Raw genomic sequence first — 19979 nt, 5'->3', positions numbered from 1 at the left:
TCATGTTTGAAGGAACGGATTTATGAGCACTTCCAAGCACGTGGACTGGCTCCACGGGCGCTTCGGCACGATCGTGCTGTGGGCCCTGCTGATCACATTCGAAAGTGCCGGGCAGATCGCCACCAAAGTCGGCGGCGATCAGTTGGGACAGATGAATTTCAACCTGCAATGGCTGGCTGCGGTCGTGGTCAACCCGGGTGTCTGGGTGGCGATCGGTTGCTACATCGGCGCCTTTTTCGTGTGGATGCTGATCCTGCGACGCAGCAGCCTGTCCCTGGCGTTTCCCCTCAGTTCGCTGGTGTTCGTCGCAGTATTGCTCGGTTCCTGGCTGGGGCTGGGCGAGCAGATCAGCGTGCTGCACTGGGTCGGCGTGCTGGTGATTATCGGCGGGATCGCCCTGCTGGCCGAAGGCGAGAAGAACTGAGCATCACCACCCAGCCGGCTCCCACAAAGTCCCAGGCTGGACAATAGTCCGTGGCGAGCCCCCCCGTCCTGTGGGAGCGGGCTTGCCCGCGAAAGCGGCGGCGCGACTGGCATCGTCATCGCTGGCAAGCCGGCCCCCACCGTCAGCGGTGTTTCACCAGAAAGCCCAGGCCATGGGATACCGGAATCACCTTCACTCCCGCCTCCCGCTGCTGCTCCCTGATCTGCGCATGGAACGCCTTGACCTTGGTCCAGTGCATCTTCGGCCGATAGTGATGCTCGGCGTGATAGCCGTTGTTCATCCAGATCAGGTTGTAGAGCCGGCTGTAGGAACTCACGCCCCAGGCGATCGGCAGGTCCGGGTTGCCACCCAGGTGCTCGTAGTAGCCGTTGAGCGATGACAGCGACTGTCCCAGGTACCAGAACGGCAGCAACACCAGCACCGCGCGCCAGTCACAGGCCGCCAGGCCCAGGTAGAACGCCACCGTCGCATAGATCTCGACCTTGACCCAACGGGCATCCGCCGGGTGCTTGCGCTTCATTTCCTCGTAATAGGCCTTGGGATCGTCACGGAAGAAACTCAGGAAGGTATAGGCCCAGACATTGTCCGGCTGGCCGTCCTTGCCGTGCAGGTAGATCGACAGCGGGTCGATGGTGGTCCCGTCCTCCCGTGGCAGGTCGGAGTTGCCGCGATGGTGACGGTTGTGGATATCGCGGTACATCGTCTGCGAAAAGCCGATGGTCAGCGACAGCAGCAGGTCGAACCCGCGATTCATCCAGTGCGGGGTGAAGTAGGGGTTGTGGATCTGGTTGTGGGAGATGCTGTTGATGCTCCACGACAGACTGACCGCATAGAGCAGCGCCGCCGGGATGATGATCCACCAGGACTGGTCGTGGAATCCCAGCACCAGCCACAACACGAAGGAGAAATGCGCCAGCGCCATGACAATGGGTACCAGGTCCCAGAGCGAATAAGCCAACAGGCGGTAAGCAGGACGAGCCATCTGAAAAACTTCCCGGAAAATGATTTCCGGGGGGGCATTGCAAACACCAGACCAGCTTTCACTACTTTACAAAAACCGGCCGGGCGACGATCGGGCGAGCCGGCCTACAACGCGGCATGATCGTCGCGCAGGCGGGTTCAGAACTTGTAGCTGATGGCGGTCTGCACCTGGCCCTGGTTGTTGTCGCCACGCTCTCTGACAATGCTGCTGTCGGCGGCGTTGCCCACCAGGTGAATCCAGCTCGCGCTGGTCATCAGCGACCAGGCCCCACCCAGCGGGATCGCGAAGTTCTGGGTCAGGGTGTAGTTCTGCAGGCCGCCGCCCGGCTTGTACTGCTCGATCCCCGAAGCCTGGGCTTCCTCGGCGCTCACGCCGAAAAAGGTCCGGGTCTGGCGGGCATCGGCAAAGTGTGCGCTCAGGTTGCTGCTGCCGATGATGCCCATGCCCAGCGGGTAACCCAGCTCGCCGCCAATCTTGCCGAGCAGGCCGCCCTGGCCGTTGCCACCGCCGACCGCGCTGCCCAGCTGGACGAACACCCGCCAGAAGTCAGCCGGCGCGTACTGCACATAACCGCCGATCTGGCCCATGTCCGGCACATTGCGCAGGCCACGCAGGTCGCCATCGGCGTTGCGGCCCGGCAGGTAGTTGATAAACGGCCCGGCGGTGAAACCACTGTCCTTGAAGGCATCCCAGGTCAGGCCGTCGTCGCCGCTGAGGCTGACGTCCCCCCAATCCAGGTCCAGGTAAGGCAAGGGCACCGTGTCATAGCTGCTGCCCGTGGGGTCATGGGGCTGGTAGCCGATACCGGCACCGATCTGCCCGGTAAGGCCTTCCTCGGCCAGCACGCCGGTGCTCAGGCCACTCAGGGACAAGAGACCGGCGAGCAGCAATGTGGGGGTAAACCTGGCCATTAATCGTTTCCTTGTTCTGAACATGCGCGCATCAATCACCAGCGCACCCAGTGTAGGCAAGCACTGATGTTCTTTGTAGCAAGCTACAAAATTTGTAGCTCTTTGTAGCCTTTCCCATACAAACACCGGCAGGAGCCCGCGAACAAAGGCGTTCCAGCCGGTTGGCACGCTCCGTGCTCTGGCACCTGGCATGCGCAAAGTGCGCTCTTATTCAACAGGTAACTGCAGATGATGCACTGGCATATCGTGTGTGACTTCGACGGGACCATCTCCCGCACCGACGCGATCGACAACATCCTGGAACAATTCGCCGACCCGAGCTGGGAGACGATCGAACAGGAATGGCTGGACGGTCACATCGGTTCGCGTGAGTGCCTGAGCCGCCAACTGGCCCTGGTCAAGGCAACGCCCGCCGAGTTGCTGGCCTACTTCGACACCATCGACATCGACCCCGACTTCCCCGACTTCGTCGACCACGTGATGAGCCTGGGCGCGACCATCGAAGTGGTCAGCGACGGTATCGAGCAAGGCATCGCGCGGATTCTGTCACGCAACTACGTGACCTTGCTACCGATCCTCGCCAACCGCCTGCGCCAGGTCGACCAGAACAGCTGGCGCATCGATTTCCCCTATTCCAGCGATGCCTGCCGCGCCGCTTCCGGCAACTGCAAATGCAAGTCCACGCCCAAGGGCAAACGCGTACTGGTGATCGGTGACGGTCAGTCGGACATGTGCGTGGCCTCGACCGCCGACTTCGTGTTCGCCAAGGACCGCCTGGCCGAACACTGCGAACGCAACGGCATCCCGCATGTGCGTTTCGAATCGTTCGCCGAACTCCCGGCGCTGCTGGCCCTGCTGCCGAGCAGCGAAGCCGCCAACGCCAACACTTTCGCGCTCGACAGCGCTGAAAACTCTTCACAAACTCAGGAACTCTTCCACCATGTCTGAGATTCGTATCGCTACCGCCGAAGACCAGGTGCTTCTGGAAAAAGAAGCCAAATATTGCTCCTACGGCGATACCGTCCACTACATCGAGCCACCGCGCATTTTCAGCCGCTGCGAAGGCTCCTACGTCTGGGACACCGAAGACCAGGCCTACCTCGACCTGCAGATGTGGTACTCGGCGGTCAACTTCGGCTACGCCAACCCACGCCTGAACAACGCCCTCAAGCAACAGATCGACACCCTGCCGCAGATCGCCAGCCAGTACCTGCACAAAGGCAAGATCGAGCTGTCGGAAAGGATCGCGGTCGACGCCAAGAACAAGTTCGGCCTCGACGGTCGCGTGCACTTCAACGTCGGCGGTTCGCAGTCCATCGAAGACTCGCTGAAAGTCGTGCGTAACGCCACCAACGGCAAGAGCCTGATGTTCGCCTTCGAAGGCGGCTACCACGGCCGTACCCTGGGTGCGTCCTCGATCACTTCGAGCTACCGCTACCGTCGCCGCTACGGCCACTTCGGCGAGCGCGCCCAGTTCATCCCGTTCCCGTACCACTTCCGCGGCCCGAAAGGCATGACCAAGGAAGAGTACGGCAGCCACTGCGTGCAGCAGTTCGCCCGTCTGTTCGAGACTGAATACAACGGCGTGTGGGACCCGAAAGTCGGCTCCAGCGAATACGCGGCGTTCTACGTCGAGCCGATCCAGGGCACCGGCGGCTACGTGATCCCGCCGATGAACTTCTACAGCGAGCTGAAGAAGGTCCTCGACCAGCACGGCATCCTGATGGTCGTCGACGAAATCCAGATGGGCTTCTGGCGTACCGGCAAGCTGTGGTCGATCGAACACTTCGACGTCAAGCCGGACGTGATCGTCTTCGGCAAGGCGCTGACCAACGGCCTGAACCCGCTGGGCGGCATCTGGGCCCGTGAAGAGCTGATCAACCCGAAGGTCTTCCCGCCAGGTTCGACCCACTCCACCTTCGCCTCGAACCCACTGGGTACGGCGGTAGGCCTGGAAATGTTCAAGATGACCAGCGAAGTCGACTACGGCGCGATGGTCATGGCCAAGGGCAAGTACTTCCTCGAAGGCCTGCAAGAGCTGCAGAAACGCTTCCCGATCATCGGCGACGTCGATGGCCTGGGCCTGGCCCTGCGCTGCGAAATCTGCACCACCGACGGCTTCACCCCGGACAAGGCCACCCTGGACTACATGGTCGAGGAAGGCATGAAGGGCGACATGGTGGTTGACGGTCAGAAACTCGGCCTGATCCTCGACGTCGGCGGCTACTACAAGAACGTCATCACCCTGGCCCCGTCGCTGGAAATCAGCTACGCGGAAATCGACCTGGGCCTGAAACTGCTCGAGCAGTTGCTGAACCGGGCCATGAAGCGGTGAACATGGCAGCCATCGATCTGGGCGAAGGCGACGCGGGCTTCGTCCTCGGCGACGGTCCGGTCGGGGTCTTGCTGATCCATGGCCTGACCGGCACCCCGGCGGAACTGCGCCGGGTCGCCCAGGGCCTGGTCAAGCGTGGTGGTTGCACGGTCTACGTGCCCACCCTGCCCGGCCATTGCGGCGGCAACGCCGACCTGCAGGCCACCGGTTGGCAGGACTGGTACGAAGGTGTGCGCAAGACATTCGTCGGCGTGCAGCAGCGTCACGCCCAGGTGTTCGTCGGCGGCTTGTCCATGGGCGCGGTCATGTCCATGTACGTCGCCTCCGAGTTCCCCGGGCAAGTAGCCGGGTTGTTGATGTATTCGACCACCCTGCGCTACGACGGCTGGAGCATCCACAAGCTGGCGTTCCTGACGCCCTTGCTGATGAAGATTCCGTTCGGCGTGCACATCTGTCGTTTCGAGGAAAAGCCGCCCTATGGCATCAAGAACGAACGCCTGCGGGCGATTGTCGAACGCCAGATGAAAGCCGGCCAGAGCAGCGATGCCGGGCTGTTGACCATGGAGGGCATCACGGTGCGCGAGCTGCACCGGATGAACGCCGTGGTCATGCGGCGCATGCCGTCGATCAAGACCCCGGCGCTGGTGATCCACTCCGTCGAGGACGATATCACCAGCCCGTGGAACGCCAACTACGTCGAACGTCACCTGGGTGGCCCCGTCACCAAGGTCATGCTCGACAATTGCTACCACATGATCACTGTCGACCTGCAGTACCGCGAAGTGATCGAGTTGAGTGCCGACTTCATCGAACGTCTGAGTGACGTCCCGAGCGTGCGCGAAGACTACCGGCAACTGGCCTAAGGAAAGACCCGTGATTACCGCCCAAGCCTTCTCTAGCATCGAGGCGATTGAACGCGCAGCCTGGAACGACTGTTTCCCGGGTGCGCTGGAGAATTGGGAGTACTACCTGGCGGTGGAGAAAGCCCGCATCGACGACTTCGAATGGCGCTACCTGGCGCTCTTCGAAGACGATCGGCTGCTGGCGGTCGCCCCCGCCTTCATTACCCGCTACAAGCTCGACACCACGGTGCAAGGCACCAGTAAACGCATTACCGGCTGGATCAACAGGATCCTGCCGGGCGTGCTCGAATTCCCGCTCTACGCCATCGGCTCGCCGGTGGCGGAGCGATGCAGTGCCGGCATTGCCAGCCACGTCCCGGTGCAACGGCGCCAGGAACTGCTGGAGCGCCTGCTGATCCTGGCCCGCGACGATGCCGCCACCCTCCGGATCCGCCTGACCGCGGTCAAGGACGCGCCCAGCGCCGACGATGACTGGAGCGCCAGCTGCAAGGCTGCCGGGTTCCAGAAGGTGCTCAGCCTGCCGAGCGCCCTGTTGCCGATCCCCTTCGGTTCGGTCGACGCGTACCTGGGCACCCTGGGCAAGTCCACCCGCAAGGACCTGCGGCGCAAGCTGCGGGCACCGGGGCCGCGGATCGAATGGCGGCGCAATATCGATGACGTCCTGCCGCAGATCATGCGACTGTACGAGGCGACCCTGGAACGCAGCGAAACCCAGTTCGAACGCCTGCCGGCGGATTACTTCACCAGCGTGCTGGAACACCTGGACGAACGTGCCGCCTGTGTCCTTTACTGGATCGACGAGCAACTGGTGGCGTTCAACCTGATCCTGCTGGATGGGGAGCGGCTGATCGACAAGTTCTTCGGCCATGACCCGAACCAGAGCCGCGAGCACAACCTGTATTTCCGCAGTTGGCTGGCCAATGTCGAATACTGTATCCGCGAGGGGATTCCCCTGTACGAATGCGGTCAGGCCGGTTATGCCAGCAAGATTCGCCTGGGCTGTACCTTCCAGGGCAACAACCTGTTCTTTCACCATCGCAACTGGCTGATCAACAATGTCCTACGACTGGTCAAACTGTTTATCCGCCCGGACCGATTCGACCCTGCCATGGCTGCTGCGATAAGCGAAACCTGATGACTTCCACTCCAGAACGCCGCCGTAAACGTCGCCCCTTCTCGATCTCGCGCTGGAGTGTGCAACGCAAACTGCTGCTGGCGTTCTGGCTGGTCAGCGTGGTGCCGACCATGATCGCCGCCGAACTGGCGGCGACCACCCTGTCGCAGATCTTCGACAGCAACGTGCGCATCTGGCTGCAGGAGTCGACCAAGATCGTCAAGGACGAGATCAGCGAGATCCAGCGCGACAACGCCCGGGTCGCCCAGCTGTTCCTGCTCTACACCCGGCCGCCGACCTCGCGCCAGGCCGCCAAGCACGACAAGCTCACCGCCGACATCGCCGACGCCATGGGCATCGACCTGGTGGCGCTGATCCGCACCCAGGACCACAAGGTGGTGTTCACCACCGAGCCCGACGATATCGTCAGCCAGATCAGCCTGGCGCCCAACGCGGTCCTGCAGACCATCAAGGTCGCCGGGGTGCCGACCGGCGTGGTTGTCTCGACCTTCCAGACCTCGCAGGAAGGCGTCGACTACCAGTTGCTGATCGCCACCTACCTGGACAGCAGCTTCCTCAACAGCGTGGCCGACGTGCACTCCCTCGACCTGCGCCTGTACCTGGCGAACTCCAAGGGCTTTTCCGAGATCTTCTCGACCCAGCGCTTCGAGGATCACCCGCTGCAGATCCCGGCGAAAATCGAAAAGACCCTGCGTGACACCCGCCTGCCCAGCGAACTGTTCACCAGCCGCTACAGCGGCCTGTACTGGCCGATCTTCAACGATACCGGCGACCTGCAGGGGGTGATCTTCAGTGGCCTGCTGCGCCACAGCAGCCTGGTCGGGCTGGTCAACCAGAGCAACCTGTTCATCCTGATCTTCCTGATGGGCTCGGCCTTGTCCCTGAGCGTCGGCTGGCTGGTCTCGCAACGCCTGACCCAGCCCCTGCGCGGCCTGTCCGAAGGCGTGCGGGCGGTGATCTCCGGCAACTACAGCAAGCGTATCCCGGTGACCGGCAGCGACGAGCTGGCCGAACTGAGCCACACCTTCAACCACATGACCGAGCGCCTGGGCGAGCTGCATCACCTCGAGGCCCAGTTGCGCCGCCGCGATCGCCTGCACGCGCTGGGCGAGGTCGCCATGGGCCTGGCCCACGAGATCCGCAACCCGCTGGGCATCATCAAGACCGCCACCCAGTTGCTGCACCGCCGGGCCAACCTGCCGGATACCGACAAGCGCCACCTGGAATACGTGATCAGCGAAGTGTCGCGGATCAACGACCTGATCACCGAGTTCCTCGACTTCGCCAAGCCGAGCGCGCCGATTCGCTCGATCCAGCCGGCGCGGGAGCTGGCCGAGGAGATCCTCGGCTTCTGCGCACCGGAACTGGCCACCCACAACATCGATGCGCGGATCGACGACCAGGCACCCGGCGCTACCCTGTACGCCGATGCCCGGCAACTGAAGCAGGCCTGCCTGAACCTGATCCTCAATGCCATCGACGCCATGCCCAAGGGCGGCCGCCTGACCCTGGGCATTGCCAAGGACCAGGAAAACACCATCATCAGCGTCTCCGACACCGGCCAGGGTATCGAACCGGACATGATCGAACGGATCTTCACGCCGTTTGTCACTACCAAGGCCTCGGGCACCGGCCTGGGCCTGGCGAAAGTCTTCTCGATCATGGAAAACCATGACGGACGGATCGAATGCATCAGCGAGAAAGATGCAGGCGCCAGCTTCAAGCTGTACATTCCGGCCCATGGCGAAGACCTGGATGTCGAGGATGACGAGGAACACGACGATGACGCATAAGGTCCTGGTGGTCGATGACGAACCCAAGCTCTGCGACCTGCTCAGTTCGGCCCTGAGCCAGAACGAGATCCAGGTATTCACCGCCGGCAACGGCATCCAGGCCCTGGTGGTGCTGGATCAGGAAGACATCGACCTGGTCATCAGCGACTGGCGCATGCCCGGCATGGACGGCCCGCAGTTGCTGGCCGAGATCAAGCTGCGCTTCCCGCAGTTGCCGGTCATCGTGATGACCGCCTACAGCACCGTGAAAAATGCCGTGCAGTCGATGCGCAACGGTGCTTTCGACTATATCGCCAAGCCCTTCGATATCGACGAACTGGATATCACCGTCAGCAAGGCCCTGCAGTTTCGCGACATCCTGCGGGATAACGCGCGGATGCGCGCCGAACTCGACGAACACCAGCAGATCGACAGCCTGGTGGGTGACAGCCCAGCCTTTCGCCGGGTCCTGCAGGCAGTGGACTCGGTCCGTGACAGCAACGCCACCATCCTGCTGACCGGTGAGAGCGGGACCGGCAAGGAAATGGTCGCCCGGGCGATCCACAAGCACGGCAACCGCGCCGACAAGCCGTTTGTCGCGGTGAACTGCGCGGCCATTCCCGAAGGCCTGCTGGAAAGCGAGATGTTCGGGCACCGCAAGGGCGCCTTTACCGGCGCCGTCTCCGACCGTGTCGGGCGCTTCATGCAGGCGGACAAGGGCACGCTGTTTCTCGATGAAGTCGGCGATATGCCGCTGGCCTTGCAGGCGAAGATCCTGCGGGCCCTGCAGGAGCGGGTGATCGAACCGGTGGGGGACCCGCGCGAACGCAAGGTCGACGTGCGGGTGATTGCCGCGACCAACAAGAACCTGCTCGAAGCGGTGGCGAACAAGGAGTTTCGCGAAGACTTGTACTACCGCCTGAACGTTTTCCCGATTCCCCTGCCCTCCCTGCGCGAGCGGGTCGAGGACATCGCCCCGCTGGCCCGGCATTTCGCCCACTCGCTGGGGGCCAGCGCCGGCAAGCGCATCAGCGGTTTCAGCCCGCAGGCCATGCAGGCCATGGCCAACTACAGCTGGCCGGGCAATATCCGCGAGCTGCAGAACTGCGTGGAGCGGGCGACCATTGTCGCCGCCAGCCCGGTGATCGAGGAAAGCGACCTGCCGGCCTACCTGTTTGCCCCGCCGTCAGCGGAACCGGGCAACACGGCGGCGGCCTTGAGCGTCGGCGCCGCGGTACCGAAGGATCTGGATGCGGCGTTGGCGGAAGTGGAGAAGGCCTACATCCTCGCCGCGCTGCATGAAACCAATGGGGTCCAGGCCGCGGCGGCGCAGATGATCGGGATTTCCGAGCGCAGCTTCTGGTATCGCCTGAAGAAGCTGGCGATCCAGGTCGACAAGATCATTCGCTGAACATCCTGGGCAGCGACGGTAGCAGACGCCTGTGGGAGGAATTCTGTGAGAGGGGGCTCGCGGGAAGGAGCTCTGTGAGAGGGACTGGTGTGGAATTGGCTTGTGTGGGAGCAGGCTTTTGTGGGAGCGGGCTTGCCCGCGAAGAGGCCCTAAAGGTCGCCAAAAGCTTCGGGGGCAAGCCCCCTCCTACAGAGCCCACTCCCCCATCAAGGTCAGGCCTTCGCGGATTCGGCGATGATCTGCCGGATCGCGCCGACAAAGGTCTCCACCGGCTGCCCGCCACTCACCGCATACTGATCGTTGAAGACGATGGTCGGCACGGAACTCACCCCGCGCGACACCCACAATTGCTCCTGTTCACGGACCTCGGCGGCGTACTCGTCGGAGGCGAGAATCGCTTCGGCGCGCTGGCGATCCAGGCCGACGCTCTCGGCGATCAGGCTCAACTGGGCGTGATCGGACGGGTTGCCCTGGTCGGTGAAGTACGCCTTGAACAAGGCTTCCTTGAGGTTGTACTGGCGCCCTTCCAGGCCGGCCCAATGCAATAGCCGATGGGCATCGAAGGTGTTGTAGATACGGCTGTCGCCGCTGGTCCTGAAACTGAAGCCCACCTCGGCCCCGCGCTCACGGATCATCTCGCGGTTTTTCTGCGACTGCTCCGGCGTAGAGCCGTATTTCTGGGTGATGTGCTCGGTGATGTTCTGCCCTTCGGCGCCCATCTTCGGGTTCAGCTCGAACGGCTGGAAGTGAATCTCGGCCTGGACCTCGGCGCCCAGGCGATCCAGCGCCGCGGTCAGGCCGCGCAGGCCGATCACGCACCAGGGGCAGGACACATCACTGACAAAATCGATTTTCAACGGGGTACTCATGATCAACCTCACAGGCGTTGATTCGCCGTAAAGCCTGCACGATACACCCGCCTCAGAGTTGCGCCCAGTGGCTGACGTCCTGCTGGTGCGCCCGCAGGTACGGCAGCACCGCCGCCAGCAATGGCGCCTTGAATGCCTCCTGGAAACGATGGGCCAGCCCCGGGATCAGCACCAGCTGGCTGCCCTGGATATGGGCCGCCAGGTGCACGCCGTGCATCACCGGCAACAACGGATCGGCCGTACCATGCACCACCAGGGTCGGCACCCGCAGCTGATTCAGCAGCGGCACCCGGCTCGGTTCGGCGAGAATCGCCATGATCTGGCGCTTCACCCCTTCCGGATTGAACGCCCGGTCATAGGAGGTCGCCGCCTGCTGCAACAGCTTGTGCCGGTCATCGCGGACCTCGGGACTGCCCAGCGCCGCCAGCAGATCGGCCTGCTGCTCGATCGCCACCTCGCGATTCGGCGCACTGCGCCGCGACAGCAACTGCACCAGGGCCGCATTCGGCGCCGGCAGGCCTTCGGCACCGGAACTGGTCATCACCAGCGTCAGGCTCTCGACCCGTTGCGGCGCCATCGCCGCCACATGCTGGGCGATCATTCCGCCCATGCTCGCGCCGAGCACGTGGAACTGCTCGATCTGCAAGGCATCCATCAAGCCCAGCGCATCACCGGCCATATCGGTCAGGCTGTACGGCGCCGCCACCGGCAGACCGAGCTTGTAACGCAGGACCTCGAACGTCAGGTTGGCGCTCGCCGGCGCCTGTCGCCAGCTCGACAGGCCGACATCGCGGTTGTCATAGCGGATCACCCGGAAACCCTGCTGGCACAGGGCGACCACCACTTCGTCCGGCCAGTGGATCAGCTGCCCGCCCAGGCCCATGATCAGCAACAAGGCCGGATCCGAGGCACGACCAATGCTCTGGTAGGCCAGGCTGACCTGATCCAGGTCGACATGCTCGGTTGGAACATTGACATCGCATCGAGAAGCCGCAAAGGACGGCAGGCCGAACAACAGTGCGGCCAGGAAAATAACTACACGCATGAAAAAACACCAAAACGCAGAACCCCAGTGGAGCGCGAGTCTGATGAAATTTGTTCAAGCGCGCTGCCACAGTTCAATGACAGTTTGATGAAGATTGCCCAGTGGCGCTTTTTTTGTCTAGCGACCCGCGCCTTGTGTCGCCCACCCCAGTGGAAGTCGGCTTGAGCGATAAGGCACCACCGTCCCCGGCAGGCCGATCGCTACCCGTCGACAGCCGCCCCAGCATGAGACAAACTCACCCCCTGCGCGCTCATTACAAACTTTGCTCATGGAGCCCCTGGTGCTGGAAATCCGTCACTTGAAAACCCTGCACGCCCTGCGTGAAGCCGACAGCCTGGTGGAGGCCGCCGAACGGCTGCACCTGACGCAGTCGGCCCTGTCCCACCAGTTCAAGGAACTGGAGGAACGCCTGGGCATGCCATTGTTCGTGCGCAAGACCAAGCCGGTACGCTTCACCAGCGCCGGCCTGCGCCTGCTGCAACTGGCGGATGCCACCCTGCCGCTGCTGCGCGGGGCGGAACGGGATATCGCGCGACTGGCCGGTGGCACCGCGGGGCGGCTGCACATGGCGATCGAATGCCACAGTTGCTTCCAGTGGCTGATGCCGACCATCGACCAGTTCCGCGATGCCTGGCCGGAAGTCGAACTGGACCTGGCCTCCGGGTTTTCCTTCGCCCCGCTGCCGGCCCTGGCACGCGGCGACCTGGACCTGGTGGTGACCTCCGATCCGCTGGAACTGGCGGGCATCACCTATGTCCCGCTGTTCACCTACGAGGCGATGCTCGCGGTCGCCAACCAGCACGCCCTGGCGAACAAGGCGTATATCGTGCCCGAGGACCTGCTCAAGGAAACCCTGATCACCTACCCGGTGGAGCGCGATCGGCTGGATATCTTCACACGCTTCCTGGAACCGGCCGATATCGAGCCGGCGCAGGTGCGCACCTCGGAACTGACAGTGATGATGATGCAGCTGGTGGCCAGCGGCCGCGGTGTCTGCGGCATGCCCCACTGGGCACTGCATGAGTACAGCTCACGGGGTTATGTGAAGGCCAAGCGCCTGGGTGAGAAAGGCCTGTTCGCCACGCTGTACGCGGCCATCCGCGCGGACATGCTCGATGCCCCCTATATGCGCGACTTCCTGCTGACGGCCAAGGACACCTCGTTCTCGACCCTGGATGGCGTCAGCGCAGTGCGCTGACGCGCCACACCCTGTTCAAGCGGTACGGCGTTGCTCGAGCATCAGGCGCACGGCCAGCCCGGCCAGGACGAAGCCCATGAAGTAACGTTGCACCGCCAGCCACAGCGGGTTGTGCATGAACCAGGTGGCGAGGCCGCCGGCAAACAGTGCGATCAGCAGATTGACGGTGAAACTCACGCTGATCTGGGTGACACCGAGCATCAGGCTCTGGGCAAATACCGAACCGTGCTCCGGGGTAATGAACTGCGGAAACACCGAGAGGTAGAACACCGCGATCTTCGGGTTCAGGGCACTGGTGAGAAAGCCCATGGCGATCAGCCGCGCCGACGAGTCCGGTGGCAACTGGCGGGGCTCGAACGGCGAGCGGGCACCCGGCTTGAGGGCCTGCCAGGCCAGCCACAGCAGGTACAGCGCACCGGCCCACTTGAGCACTTCATAGGCCACCGGCACGGCCATGAACACCGCCGTCAGCCCCGCCGCCGCGGCAAACAGGTGAACGAAGAAACCGCCCACCACCCCGAGCAGCGACACCACCCCGGCCTTGGGTCCCTGGCAGATCGAGCGGGAGATCAGGTAGATCATGTTCGGTCCCGGAGTCAGGACCATCAACAGACTGGCGGCAGCGAACAGCAGCAACTCTTGGGCGGGAATCATGGACAGTCCTTGGTCGACAAAACAAGTCAGGTTCCACTGGGATCAGGCAGGGGCCTGCAGCGAGGCACGATAGAACGGCAGGATCAGGTCCCGTGTCAATGGCGCCAGGCACAGATTGCCGTCGGTGGCCGGATCGATCCACACCACCTCTTCGATCTCGGCCGCAGGCTCGACCGCTTCACCGATATCGAGCAGGAACAGCTCGGCGCTCACATCGAAACCGGGTTCGTTGGCGGCCGGCGCGCAGAACTGCCCGAGGTATCGGGCGGCAGCGGGATCGACGCGCAGCCCCAGTTCTTCCTCAAGCTCGCGGACCAGGGCCGCGGCCGGCTGTTCATGGGCTTCGATCTTGCCCCCGGGCTGCATGAAAGACTGGGTGCCACGCTTGCGTACCAGCAGGGTCCGGCCATCGGGGCCGATCAGCAGGGCGGCGGCGATACGGATGGTCCGGGAAGCGGAAAAGGCGGTCATGGTCTCGGCACAGTCCTGAAAAAAGCCGGCAGGATCACATCCGGGGCGACCGGCAGGCAAGCCCTGAACCTGTCGGTCAAGGCGAATACTCCCCCGGCGCCTACAGGTTATCGGATCGGATTCAGGTCTCCTGCTCCAGTAGCGCCACCTCTTCGGGCACCTTGACGAAGACGCTGTACTTGGCTTTCTCCATCGCCTCGAAGCTGATCAACTTCTCCACCAGCAGGCCACTCAGCACCTTGCCGGCATTGAGCAGCAGCATGCCGTTGTCGGCATTCAGGTTGCGCGCCAGGATCATGCCCGCCACCAGCTCGCGGGTGCCCAGTACCTTGACGCTCGGATCGCCAGCGGTGACATCGCTCAGGTGGTCGGCACAGACCTTGACGAACGCCTCGACCAGTTCCGGGTCGTACAGGCGCCCCGCATACTTGCGGATGAACACCAGGGCCTCGTCGCTGTTCAGATGCCGCTCGAGAATCAACCCACGCTGCAACTCGACAAAATCGACGGCCAGTTTCAGCACCCTTGCGCCGAGGGGAATGGCGTCGCCCTTGAGGTGATCGGGGAAACCGCTGCCATCCCAGCGCTCCTGATGATGAAGAATCAAGCGGGCCGCGTCCTGCATCGGCTCCAGGGTCATCAGCAATGATTCGCTCTGCTTTGGATAACCACGATAACGCTCACGATCGGTATGGTGCAGCAGGTCCGCCGGCGCGCCCATCATGCCGTCGGTCCAGCTCATCTTGCCGATGTTGTGCAACGCCGCCGCCATGGCCAGGTTGCGGGTATCGGCCTCGTCCAGCTCATGGGCCTTGCACCAGGCCTTCACCAGATCGATGATCGCCCGGTTGGTCTGCTTGTCCTGGGGCAGGCGCCACTCGACCATCCGCGAAAACACCTCGGCGGTCACCGCATAGCTGCGCTTGAGTTCCTCATAGGCCAGGTCGAGCATGTCGGCGGTCTGCTGGACTTCGCTGGTGCGTGCCAGCACGCGTTTTTCCAGGGTCGCGTTGAGCGTCTGCAACTGCTGGTTCTGTTCCCGGGCCAGCGCCTGCAGGCGCTGGCGCTCGCTTTCTGAATGCTGGAACGCCAGGGCCTGGCGCACCGTCAGCATCAGTTCCTCGTCGTTCCAGGGTTTGCTGATATAGCGATAGATCTGCCCCTCGTTGATCGCCTTGATGATCATGTCCATATCGGCATAACCGGTCAGCAGGATCCGCAGCGTGGAGGGATACAGCTCATGGATGCTCGCCAGCAGGGTGGCGCCATCCATGTTGGGCATGCGCGCATCGCTGATGACCAGGTCGATGGGCTGCCCGGCCATGATTTCCAGGGCACTGGCTCCACTATTGGCGAGGAACAGCTCGTAGGGCTGGCTGCGCAACAGGCGTCGCAGGCTATTGAGAATCGATTCTTCGTCATCGACCAGCAGAACACGGGGTCTGGTCACGGAACCGGCGGTGGATTCATCCATGGAGCACCTCATGTCAGCATAGGACTTTCGCGTGCGGGATCTCTAAATGGCCGACGATCCCTGTCTTCGCCCTTAGGGTAGATTTTTATGGCCGCCTCGACCACCGATCAACGCAACTATTTCGACAGGTGTGTGCAAGCCGATCTATGCTCCAGGCAGTCGAGCGCGCAGTCGCTGTGTGCCCACCGGGAAAGGATTTCTGCATGCATTCGGTACATTTCGACAATCATATGATCCGAGCCCTGCGATGAACAGCACGGCGGACCGCAGCAACCGGCGCATCCTGGTCATCGACGATACGGCGTCGATCCACGAAGATTTCCGCAAGATCCTCTGCCCGCACGTCGTCGAAGACGATCTGCAATCGGCCGAGGAAGCCTTGTTCGGTACTCCCGTCACCCGTGCGCAATACGCGTTCGAGCTGGACTCGGCGTTCCAGGGCCAGGACGGCCTGGCCCGGGTCGAGCAGGCGCTGGCCGAGGAACGTCCCTATGCCATGGCCTTTATCGACATGCGCATGCCGCCCGGCTGGGACGGCCTGGAAACCATCGAGCGACTCTGGCAGGTCGATCCCAAGCTGCAGATCGCCCTGTGCACCGCCTACTCCGATTACTCGCTGGAGGACATGAACGAGCGTGTCGACATGGGCGATCGCCTGTTGATCCTGAAAAAACCGTTCGATGCGATCGAGATCCGCCAGCTCGCCAGCGCCCTGACCGCCAAATGGCAGATGACCGAGGACGCGGCCCTGAAAATGGACCAGCTCGAACAGGCCGTCGAGGAGCGTACCCGCGAACTGTCCGATGCCAATATCATCGTCCAAAACAGCCCGACCATCCTCTACCGCCTGCGGGGCGAGCCATCGTTTCCACTGATGTACATCTCCCACAACATCACCAAGTTCGGGCATGTGGCCAAGGACCTGGTGGGCTCGGAGGATTGGCGTCAGGTGCTGATTCATGCCGAGGACCAGACCAAGGTCGACACGGCCATGGCCCGGGTACTGGACAAGGACGCCCAGGGCGCCTCCATCGAATACCGCCTGCGCACGGGCGATGGTCACTGGCGCTGGGTCGAGAACCGTTATGTGCCGGTGCGCGATGGCGAAGGCCGTCTGCTCGAGGTAGAAGGCATCATCATCGATATCACCGAGCGCAAGGTGGCCGAGGAAAAGATCGCCCTGCTCGCCCGCACCGACGGGCTCACCGGGCTGGCCAACCGCTCGACCATGATCGAACGCCTGCACCAGAGCTTCGCCGCCGCCCAGCGCGGGGCCTCGCCATTCGCGGTGTTCTATCTCGACCTGGACCATTTCAAGCGCATCAACGACACCCTCGGCCATCCTGTCGGCGACTTGCTGCTCCAGGAAGTGTCCCGCCGCATCAAGGCCTGTACCCGCGACAGCGATGTGGTGGCACGCCTGGGCGGCGATGAGTTCGCGGTGCTGCAGACCGAGATGAGCGACCCGGCCCATTCCGGTGCCTTGGCAGCGAGAATCCGCAATGCCCTGGTCGAGCCCTACCAACTCGACGGCAACGACGTGCGGATTTCCGTCAGCATCGGCATCAGCACCTACGCCCCGGACAGCGAAAGCGCCGATACCCTGCTGGTCCAGGCCGACATGGCGCTGTACCGTTCCAAGGAACAGGGTCGCAACCAGTACCACTTCCATTCCGAGGAGATCAATCAGGAAGTCACCGAGCGGGTCGCCATTGCCAATGACCTGAAACATGCCATCGAACACGATGAACTGGAACTGCACTACCTGCCCGAAGTCGACCTGGCCAGCGGCAAGATCCTCGGCATGGAGGCACTGGTGCGCTGGAACCACCCCGAACGCGGTCTGCTCGGTGCCGATGTGTTTATTCCGGCGGCGGAAAAGACCGGCACCATCGTCGCCCTCGGGCACTGGGTGCTGGACCGGGCCTGCCGGCAGATGCGCCAATGGCGCGACGAAGGCATGGCTCCGCCGGTGATCGCGATCAACCTGTCGCTGGTCCAACTCAAGAGTGGTGGTGAACTGGTTCGCGACGTGGTCGAAACCACCACCCGCTGGGGTATTTCGCCCGCGGACCTGGAGTTCGATGTCACCGAGGCGACCCTGGCCCAGACCAAATGGACACAGAACGACGTGCTGCCGCAATTGCGCGAACTCGGGGTGAAGATCGCCATCGACGATTTCGGCACCGACTACTCGTCGTTCGACTACCTGAGGACCTACCGGGTCAATCACCTGAAACTGGCGCAGTCGTTCATCCGTCACGCGACCCAGGATCCGGAGAGCGCCAATACCCTGCGCGCCATCATCAACTTCGCCCGGGAAGTGGGCATCGGCATCATCGCCGAAGGGGTGGAAACCCTCGAGCAGCGCAGCTCGCTGATTTCCACCGGTTCGCCGATGAACGCCCAGGGCTATTACTTCAGCAAGGCCGTCGACAGCCAGCACGCCTCGCAGTTGTTGCAGGCGGGCAATATCAACCCTGAAACGCCGCACGATCGCGAGGTACCGTGATGAACGTCCTGGCCGGCGCCGCCAATCGGCGCATTCTGATCATCGACGACACCACCTCGATTCATGATGACTTTCGCAAGATCCTCGGTCCGGAGCAGGACGACGAACTGAGCCTGGATTCCACCGAAACCCTGCTGTTCGGTGTTTCCAGACCCGAGCGCCAGACGTTCGAACTGGACTCGGCCTACCAGGGGCAGGAAGCCCTGGAACTGGTCAAGCTCGCCCAGGCCGCCAGCCGCCCCTACGCCATGGCTTTTATCGATATGCGCATGCCGCCGGGCTGGGACGGCCTGGAAACCATCGAGCGGCTGTGGAAAGTTGCCCCGGACCTGCAGATCGCCCTGTGCACCGCCTATTCGGATTACTCCTGGGAATCCATGGCCGACCGCCTGGAGTTCGGCGACCAGTTGCTGATCCTGAAAAAGCCCTTCGACAGCCTGGAAATCCGCCAGATGGCCAGTGCCCTGACCTGGAAATGGCAACTCGCCCAGGACATGGCCATGCGCATGTCCGACCTGGAGCGCACGATCGAGGAGCGGGTCCAGGAATTGTTGCAGGTCTCGCGCCTGCTGCAATTCGATGTGTTGACCGAACTGCCCAACAGCACCCTGCTCGGCGACCGGCTGGGCCAGGCCATCGCCCTGGCCCGGCGCCACGACGAACAGGTGGCGGTGATGTTCCTCGGCCTCGATCGCTTCAAGCGCATCAACAACGCACTCGGTCATCCGGCCGGCGATGAAATGCTCAAGCATGTGGCGCGCTGCCTGATCGGCGCGTTGCGCCAGTCGGATTCGGTGTTTCGCTACGGCTCCGACGAGTTTGTCCTGCTGCTGCCCGATATCGCCCACCCCCACCAGACCAAGGGTATCGCCGAAAAGGCCCTGGCCGCCGTGAATACGCCCCTGGAAGTGGCCGGGCATGATCTGCGGGTCACCGCAAGCCTGGGTATCAGTCTCTTCCCTGGCGATGGCGTGGATGCGCTGAGCCTGATCAAGAAGGCCGAAACCGCCATGCGCAGCGCCAAGGAGCACGGGCCCAGCGGTTTCGCCTTTTTCATCGAGGACATGAACCTGCGGGCCCGCGAACAGCAGTCCATCGAGTCCGGTATCCGCCAGGCCCTGGAACGCGATGAGTTCGTGCTGCACTACCAACCCAAGCTGGAACTGAGCCACGGTAGGGTGGTCGGCGCCGAAGCATTGATCCGCTGGCGACACCCGGAGCGCGGCTGGGTCTATCCCGCGGACTTTATTCCGGTGGCCGAGGACAGTGGCCTGATCGTGCCCCTGAGCCGCTGGGTATTGCGCCAGGCCTGTGCCCAGGCCCAAAGCTGGCAACGGGAAGGACTCGACCCGATCATAATCTCCGTCAACATCTCGGCCATTGACTTCCGACAGCGAGGTTTTCTCGAAGGTATCCAAGAGGTGTTGGAGGAAACCGGCCTGGACCCGAAACGGCTGGAACTGGAAATCACCGAAGGCGTGCTGATGCAGAATGTCGAGGCAACGATCGAACTGCTGCATGCCATCAAGGCCCTGGGCATCCGCCTGGCCATCGATGATTTCGGCACCGGCTACTCCAGCCTCAGCTACCTGCAGCGTTTCCCCATCGACGTGTTGAAGATCGACCAGTCGTTCGTGCTCAATCTCAAGGGCGAAGGCAACGATGCGGCACTGGTCGACGCGATCATCAGCCTGGGCAGGAGCCTGAACCTGAACATTATCGCCGAGGGCGTGGAAACCCTTGAACAACTGAACTTCCTCAAGGCCCATCATTGCGAGGAAGGCCAGGGCTATTACTTCAGCAAGGCCGTCGCGGCCGATGAGTTTGCCCGCCTGTTGAAGGACCGGCGATTCGAAACGCCGCGACACGACTGATTGACACCACAGCCCTTACCGCCAAGGA

17 protein-coding genes are annotated in these 19979 nt (G+C 62.7%); 10 read left to right on the top strand and 7 right to left on the bottom strand.

The genetic code is table 11. The features are described from left to right. Positions 1-22: 22 nt before the first annotated feature. Positions 23-424 (top strand): transporter, encoded by a 402-nt coding sequence (locus ACL9RJ_RS31125; RefSeq protein WP_017126337.1) that lies wholly within the window; start codon positions 23-25, stop codon positions 422-424. 142 nt (positions 425-566) lie between these two features. Here ACL9RJ_RS31125 and ACL9RJ_RS31120 read toward each other — a convergent pair whose 3' ends face one another. Beyond that, on the bottom strand, positions 567-1427 hold the full coding sequence (locus ACL9RJ_RS31120) for a fatty acid desaturase family protein (RefSeq protein ID WP_017126338.1): 861 nt from the start codon (positions 1425-1427) through the stop codon (positions 567-569). Positions 1428-1564: 137 nt separating this feature from the next. Then, complete coding sequence (locus tag ACL9RJ_RS31115; protein ID WP_017126339.1) at positions 1565-2338, bottom strand: MipA/OmpV family protein; 774 nt, start codon at positions 2336-2338, stop codon at positions 1565-1567. Positions 2339-2566: 228 nt separating this feature from the next. On the opposite strand from ACL9RJ_RS31115, the gene ACL9RJ_RS31110 reads away from it, so the two are divergent. Genes ACL9RJ_RS31110 through ACL9RJ_RS31085 form a run of 6 tightly spaced genes read left to right on the top strand, consistent with a single transcriptional unit; the run spans position 2567 to position 9854 of the window. Further along, positions 2567-3286, top strand: a complete 720-nt coding sequence (locus ACL9RJ_RS31110; RefSeq protein ID WP_017126340.1) for an MtnX-like HAD-IB family phosphatase — start codon at positions 2567-2569, stop codon at positions 3284-3286. Continuing rightward, positions 3279-4673 (top strand): aspartate aminotransferase family protein, encoded by a 1395-nt coding sequence (locus ACL9RJ_RS31105; protein WP_017126341.1) that lies wholly within the window; start codon positions 3279-3281, stop codon positions 4671-4673. The genes ACL9RJ_RS31110 and ACL9RJ_RS31105 overlap by 8 nt, the downstream gene beginning before the upstream one ends. Then, positions 4670-5536, top strand: coding sequence for an alpha/beta hydrolase (locus ACL9RJ_RS31100; RefSeq protein ID WP_085983777.1), 867 nt, complete (start codon positions 4670-4672; stop codon positions 5534-5536). The genes ACL9RJ_RS31105 and ACL9RJ_RS31100 overlap by 4 nt, the downstream gene beginning before the upstream one ends. Positions 5537-5546: 10 nt before the next feature. Further along, complete coding sequence (locus ACL9RJ_RS31095; protein WP_017126343.1) at positions 5547-6671, top strand: GNAT family N-acetyltransferase; 1125 nt, start codon at positions 5547-5549, stop codon at positions 6669-6671. Continuing rightward, entirely contained in the window at positions 6671-8464 is a 1794-nt protein-coding gene (locus ACL9RJ_RS31090; protein WP_042935329.1) for a sensor histidine kinase, read from the top strand. The genes ACL9RJ_RS31095 and ACL9RJ_RS31090 overlap by 1 nt, the downstream gene beginning before the upstream one ends. Continuing rightward, entirely contained in the window at positions 8454-9854 is a 1401-nt protein-coding gene (locus tag ACL9RJ_RS31085) for a sigma-54-dependent transcriptional regulator (RefSeq protein ID WP_017126345.1), read from the top strand. Before ACL9RJ_RS31090 ends, ACL9RJ_RS31085 begins: the two co-directional genes overlap by 11 nt. A 212-nt stretch (positions 9855-10066) precedes the next feature. On the opposite strand, the gene ACL9RJ_RS31080 is transcribed toward ACL9RJ_RS31085, so the two are convergent. Together ACL9RJ_RS31080 and ACL9RJ_RS31075 are read right to left on the bottom strand one after the other, a co-directional pair. Further along, a complete protein-coding gene (locus ACL9RJ_RS31080; RefSeq protein WP_042935330.1) occupies positions 10067-10723 on the bottom strand; it encodes a DsbA family oxidoreductase in 657 nt (218 codons plus the stop codon). Between the two features lie 52 nt (positions 10724-10775). After that, positions 10776-11768: an alpha/beta fold hydrolase gene (locus ACL9RJ_RS31075; RefSeq protein WP_103033028.1), complete on the bottom strand. Its 993-nt coding sequence runs from the start codon at positions 11766-11768 to the stop codon at positions 10776-10778. 280 nt (positions 11769-12048) lie between these two features. Here ACL9RJ_RS31075 and metR point away from each other — a divergent pair, with 280 nt between their 5' ends. Then, positions 12049-12966, top strand: a complete 918-nt coding sequence (metR, locus tag ACL9RJ_RS31070; protein ID WP_042935381.1) for a transcriptional regulator MetR — start codon at positions 12049-12051, stop codon at positions 12964-12966. A 15-nt stretch (positions 12967-12981) separates the two neighbouring features. Here metR and ACL9RJ_RS31065 read toward each other — a convergent pair whose 3' ends face one another. The 3 genes from ACL9RJ_RS31065 to ACL9RJ_RS31055 all read right to left on the bottom strand — a co-directional run bounded on the left by ACL9RJ_RS31065 (position 12982) and on the right by ACL9RJ_RS31055 (position 15565). Further along, positions 12982-13620, bottom strand: a complete 639-nt coding sequence (locus ACL9RJ_RS31065) for a LysE family translocator (RefSeq protein ID WP_017126349.1) — start codon at positions 13618-13620, stop codon at positions 12982-12984. A 42-nt stretch (positions 13621-13662) separates the two neighbouring features. Next, complete coding sequence (locus tag ACL9RJ_RS31060) at positions 13663-14091, bottom strand: NUDIX hydrolase (RefSeq protein WP_017126350.1); 429 nt, start codon at positions 14089-14091, stop codon at positions 13663-13665. A 121-nt stretch (positions 14092-14212) separates the two neighbouring features. Next, positions 14213-15565 carry an HD domain-containing phosphohydrolase gene (locus ACL9RJ_RS31055; protein WP_422765965.1) on the bottom strand — a complete coding sequence of 451 codons (1353 nt, stop codon included), beginning with the start codon at positions 15563-15565 and terminating at the stop codon, positions 14213-14215. A 247-nt stretch (positions 15566-15812) separates the two neighbouring features. Here ACL9RJ_RS31055 and ACL9RJ_RS31050 point away from each other — a divergent pair, with 247 nt between their 5' ends. Together ACL9RJ_RS31050 and ACL9RJ_RS31045 are read left to right on the top strand one after the other, a co-directional pair. After that, entirely contained in the window at positions 15813-18077 is a 2265-nt protein-coding gene (locus ACL9RJ_RS31050) for a putative bifunctional diguanylate cyclase/phosphodiesterase (RefSeq protein WP_177119175.1), read from the top strand. Further along, positions 18077-19951: a putative bifunctional diguanylate cyclase/phosphodiesterase gene (locus ACL9RJ_RS31045; RefSeq protein WP_177084353.1), complete on the top strand. Its 1875-nt coding sequence runs from the start codon at positions 18077-18079 to the stop codon at positions 19949-19951. Before ACL9RJ_RS31050 ends, ACL9RJ_RS31045 begins: the two co-directional genes overlap by 1 nt. Positions 19952-19979: the final 28 nt, after the last annotated feature.

The sequence above is a fragment of the Pseudomonas sp. Mn2068 genome, assembly GCF_049319725.1.
Taxonomy (GTDB): Bacteria; Pseudomonadota; Gammaproteobacteria; order Pseudomonadales; family Pseudomonadaceae; genus Aquipseudomonas; species Aquipseudomonas gingeri.
This window is presented reverse-complemented; position numbering and strand designations above follow the sequence as displayed.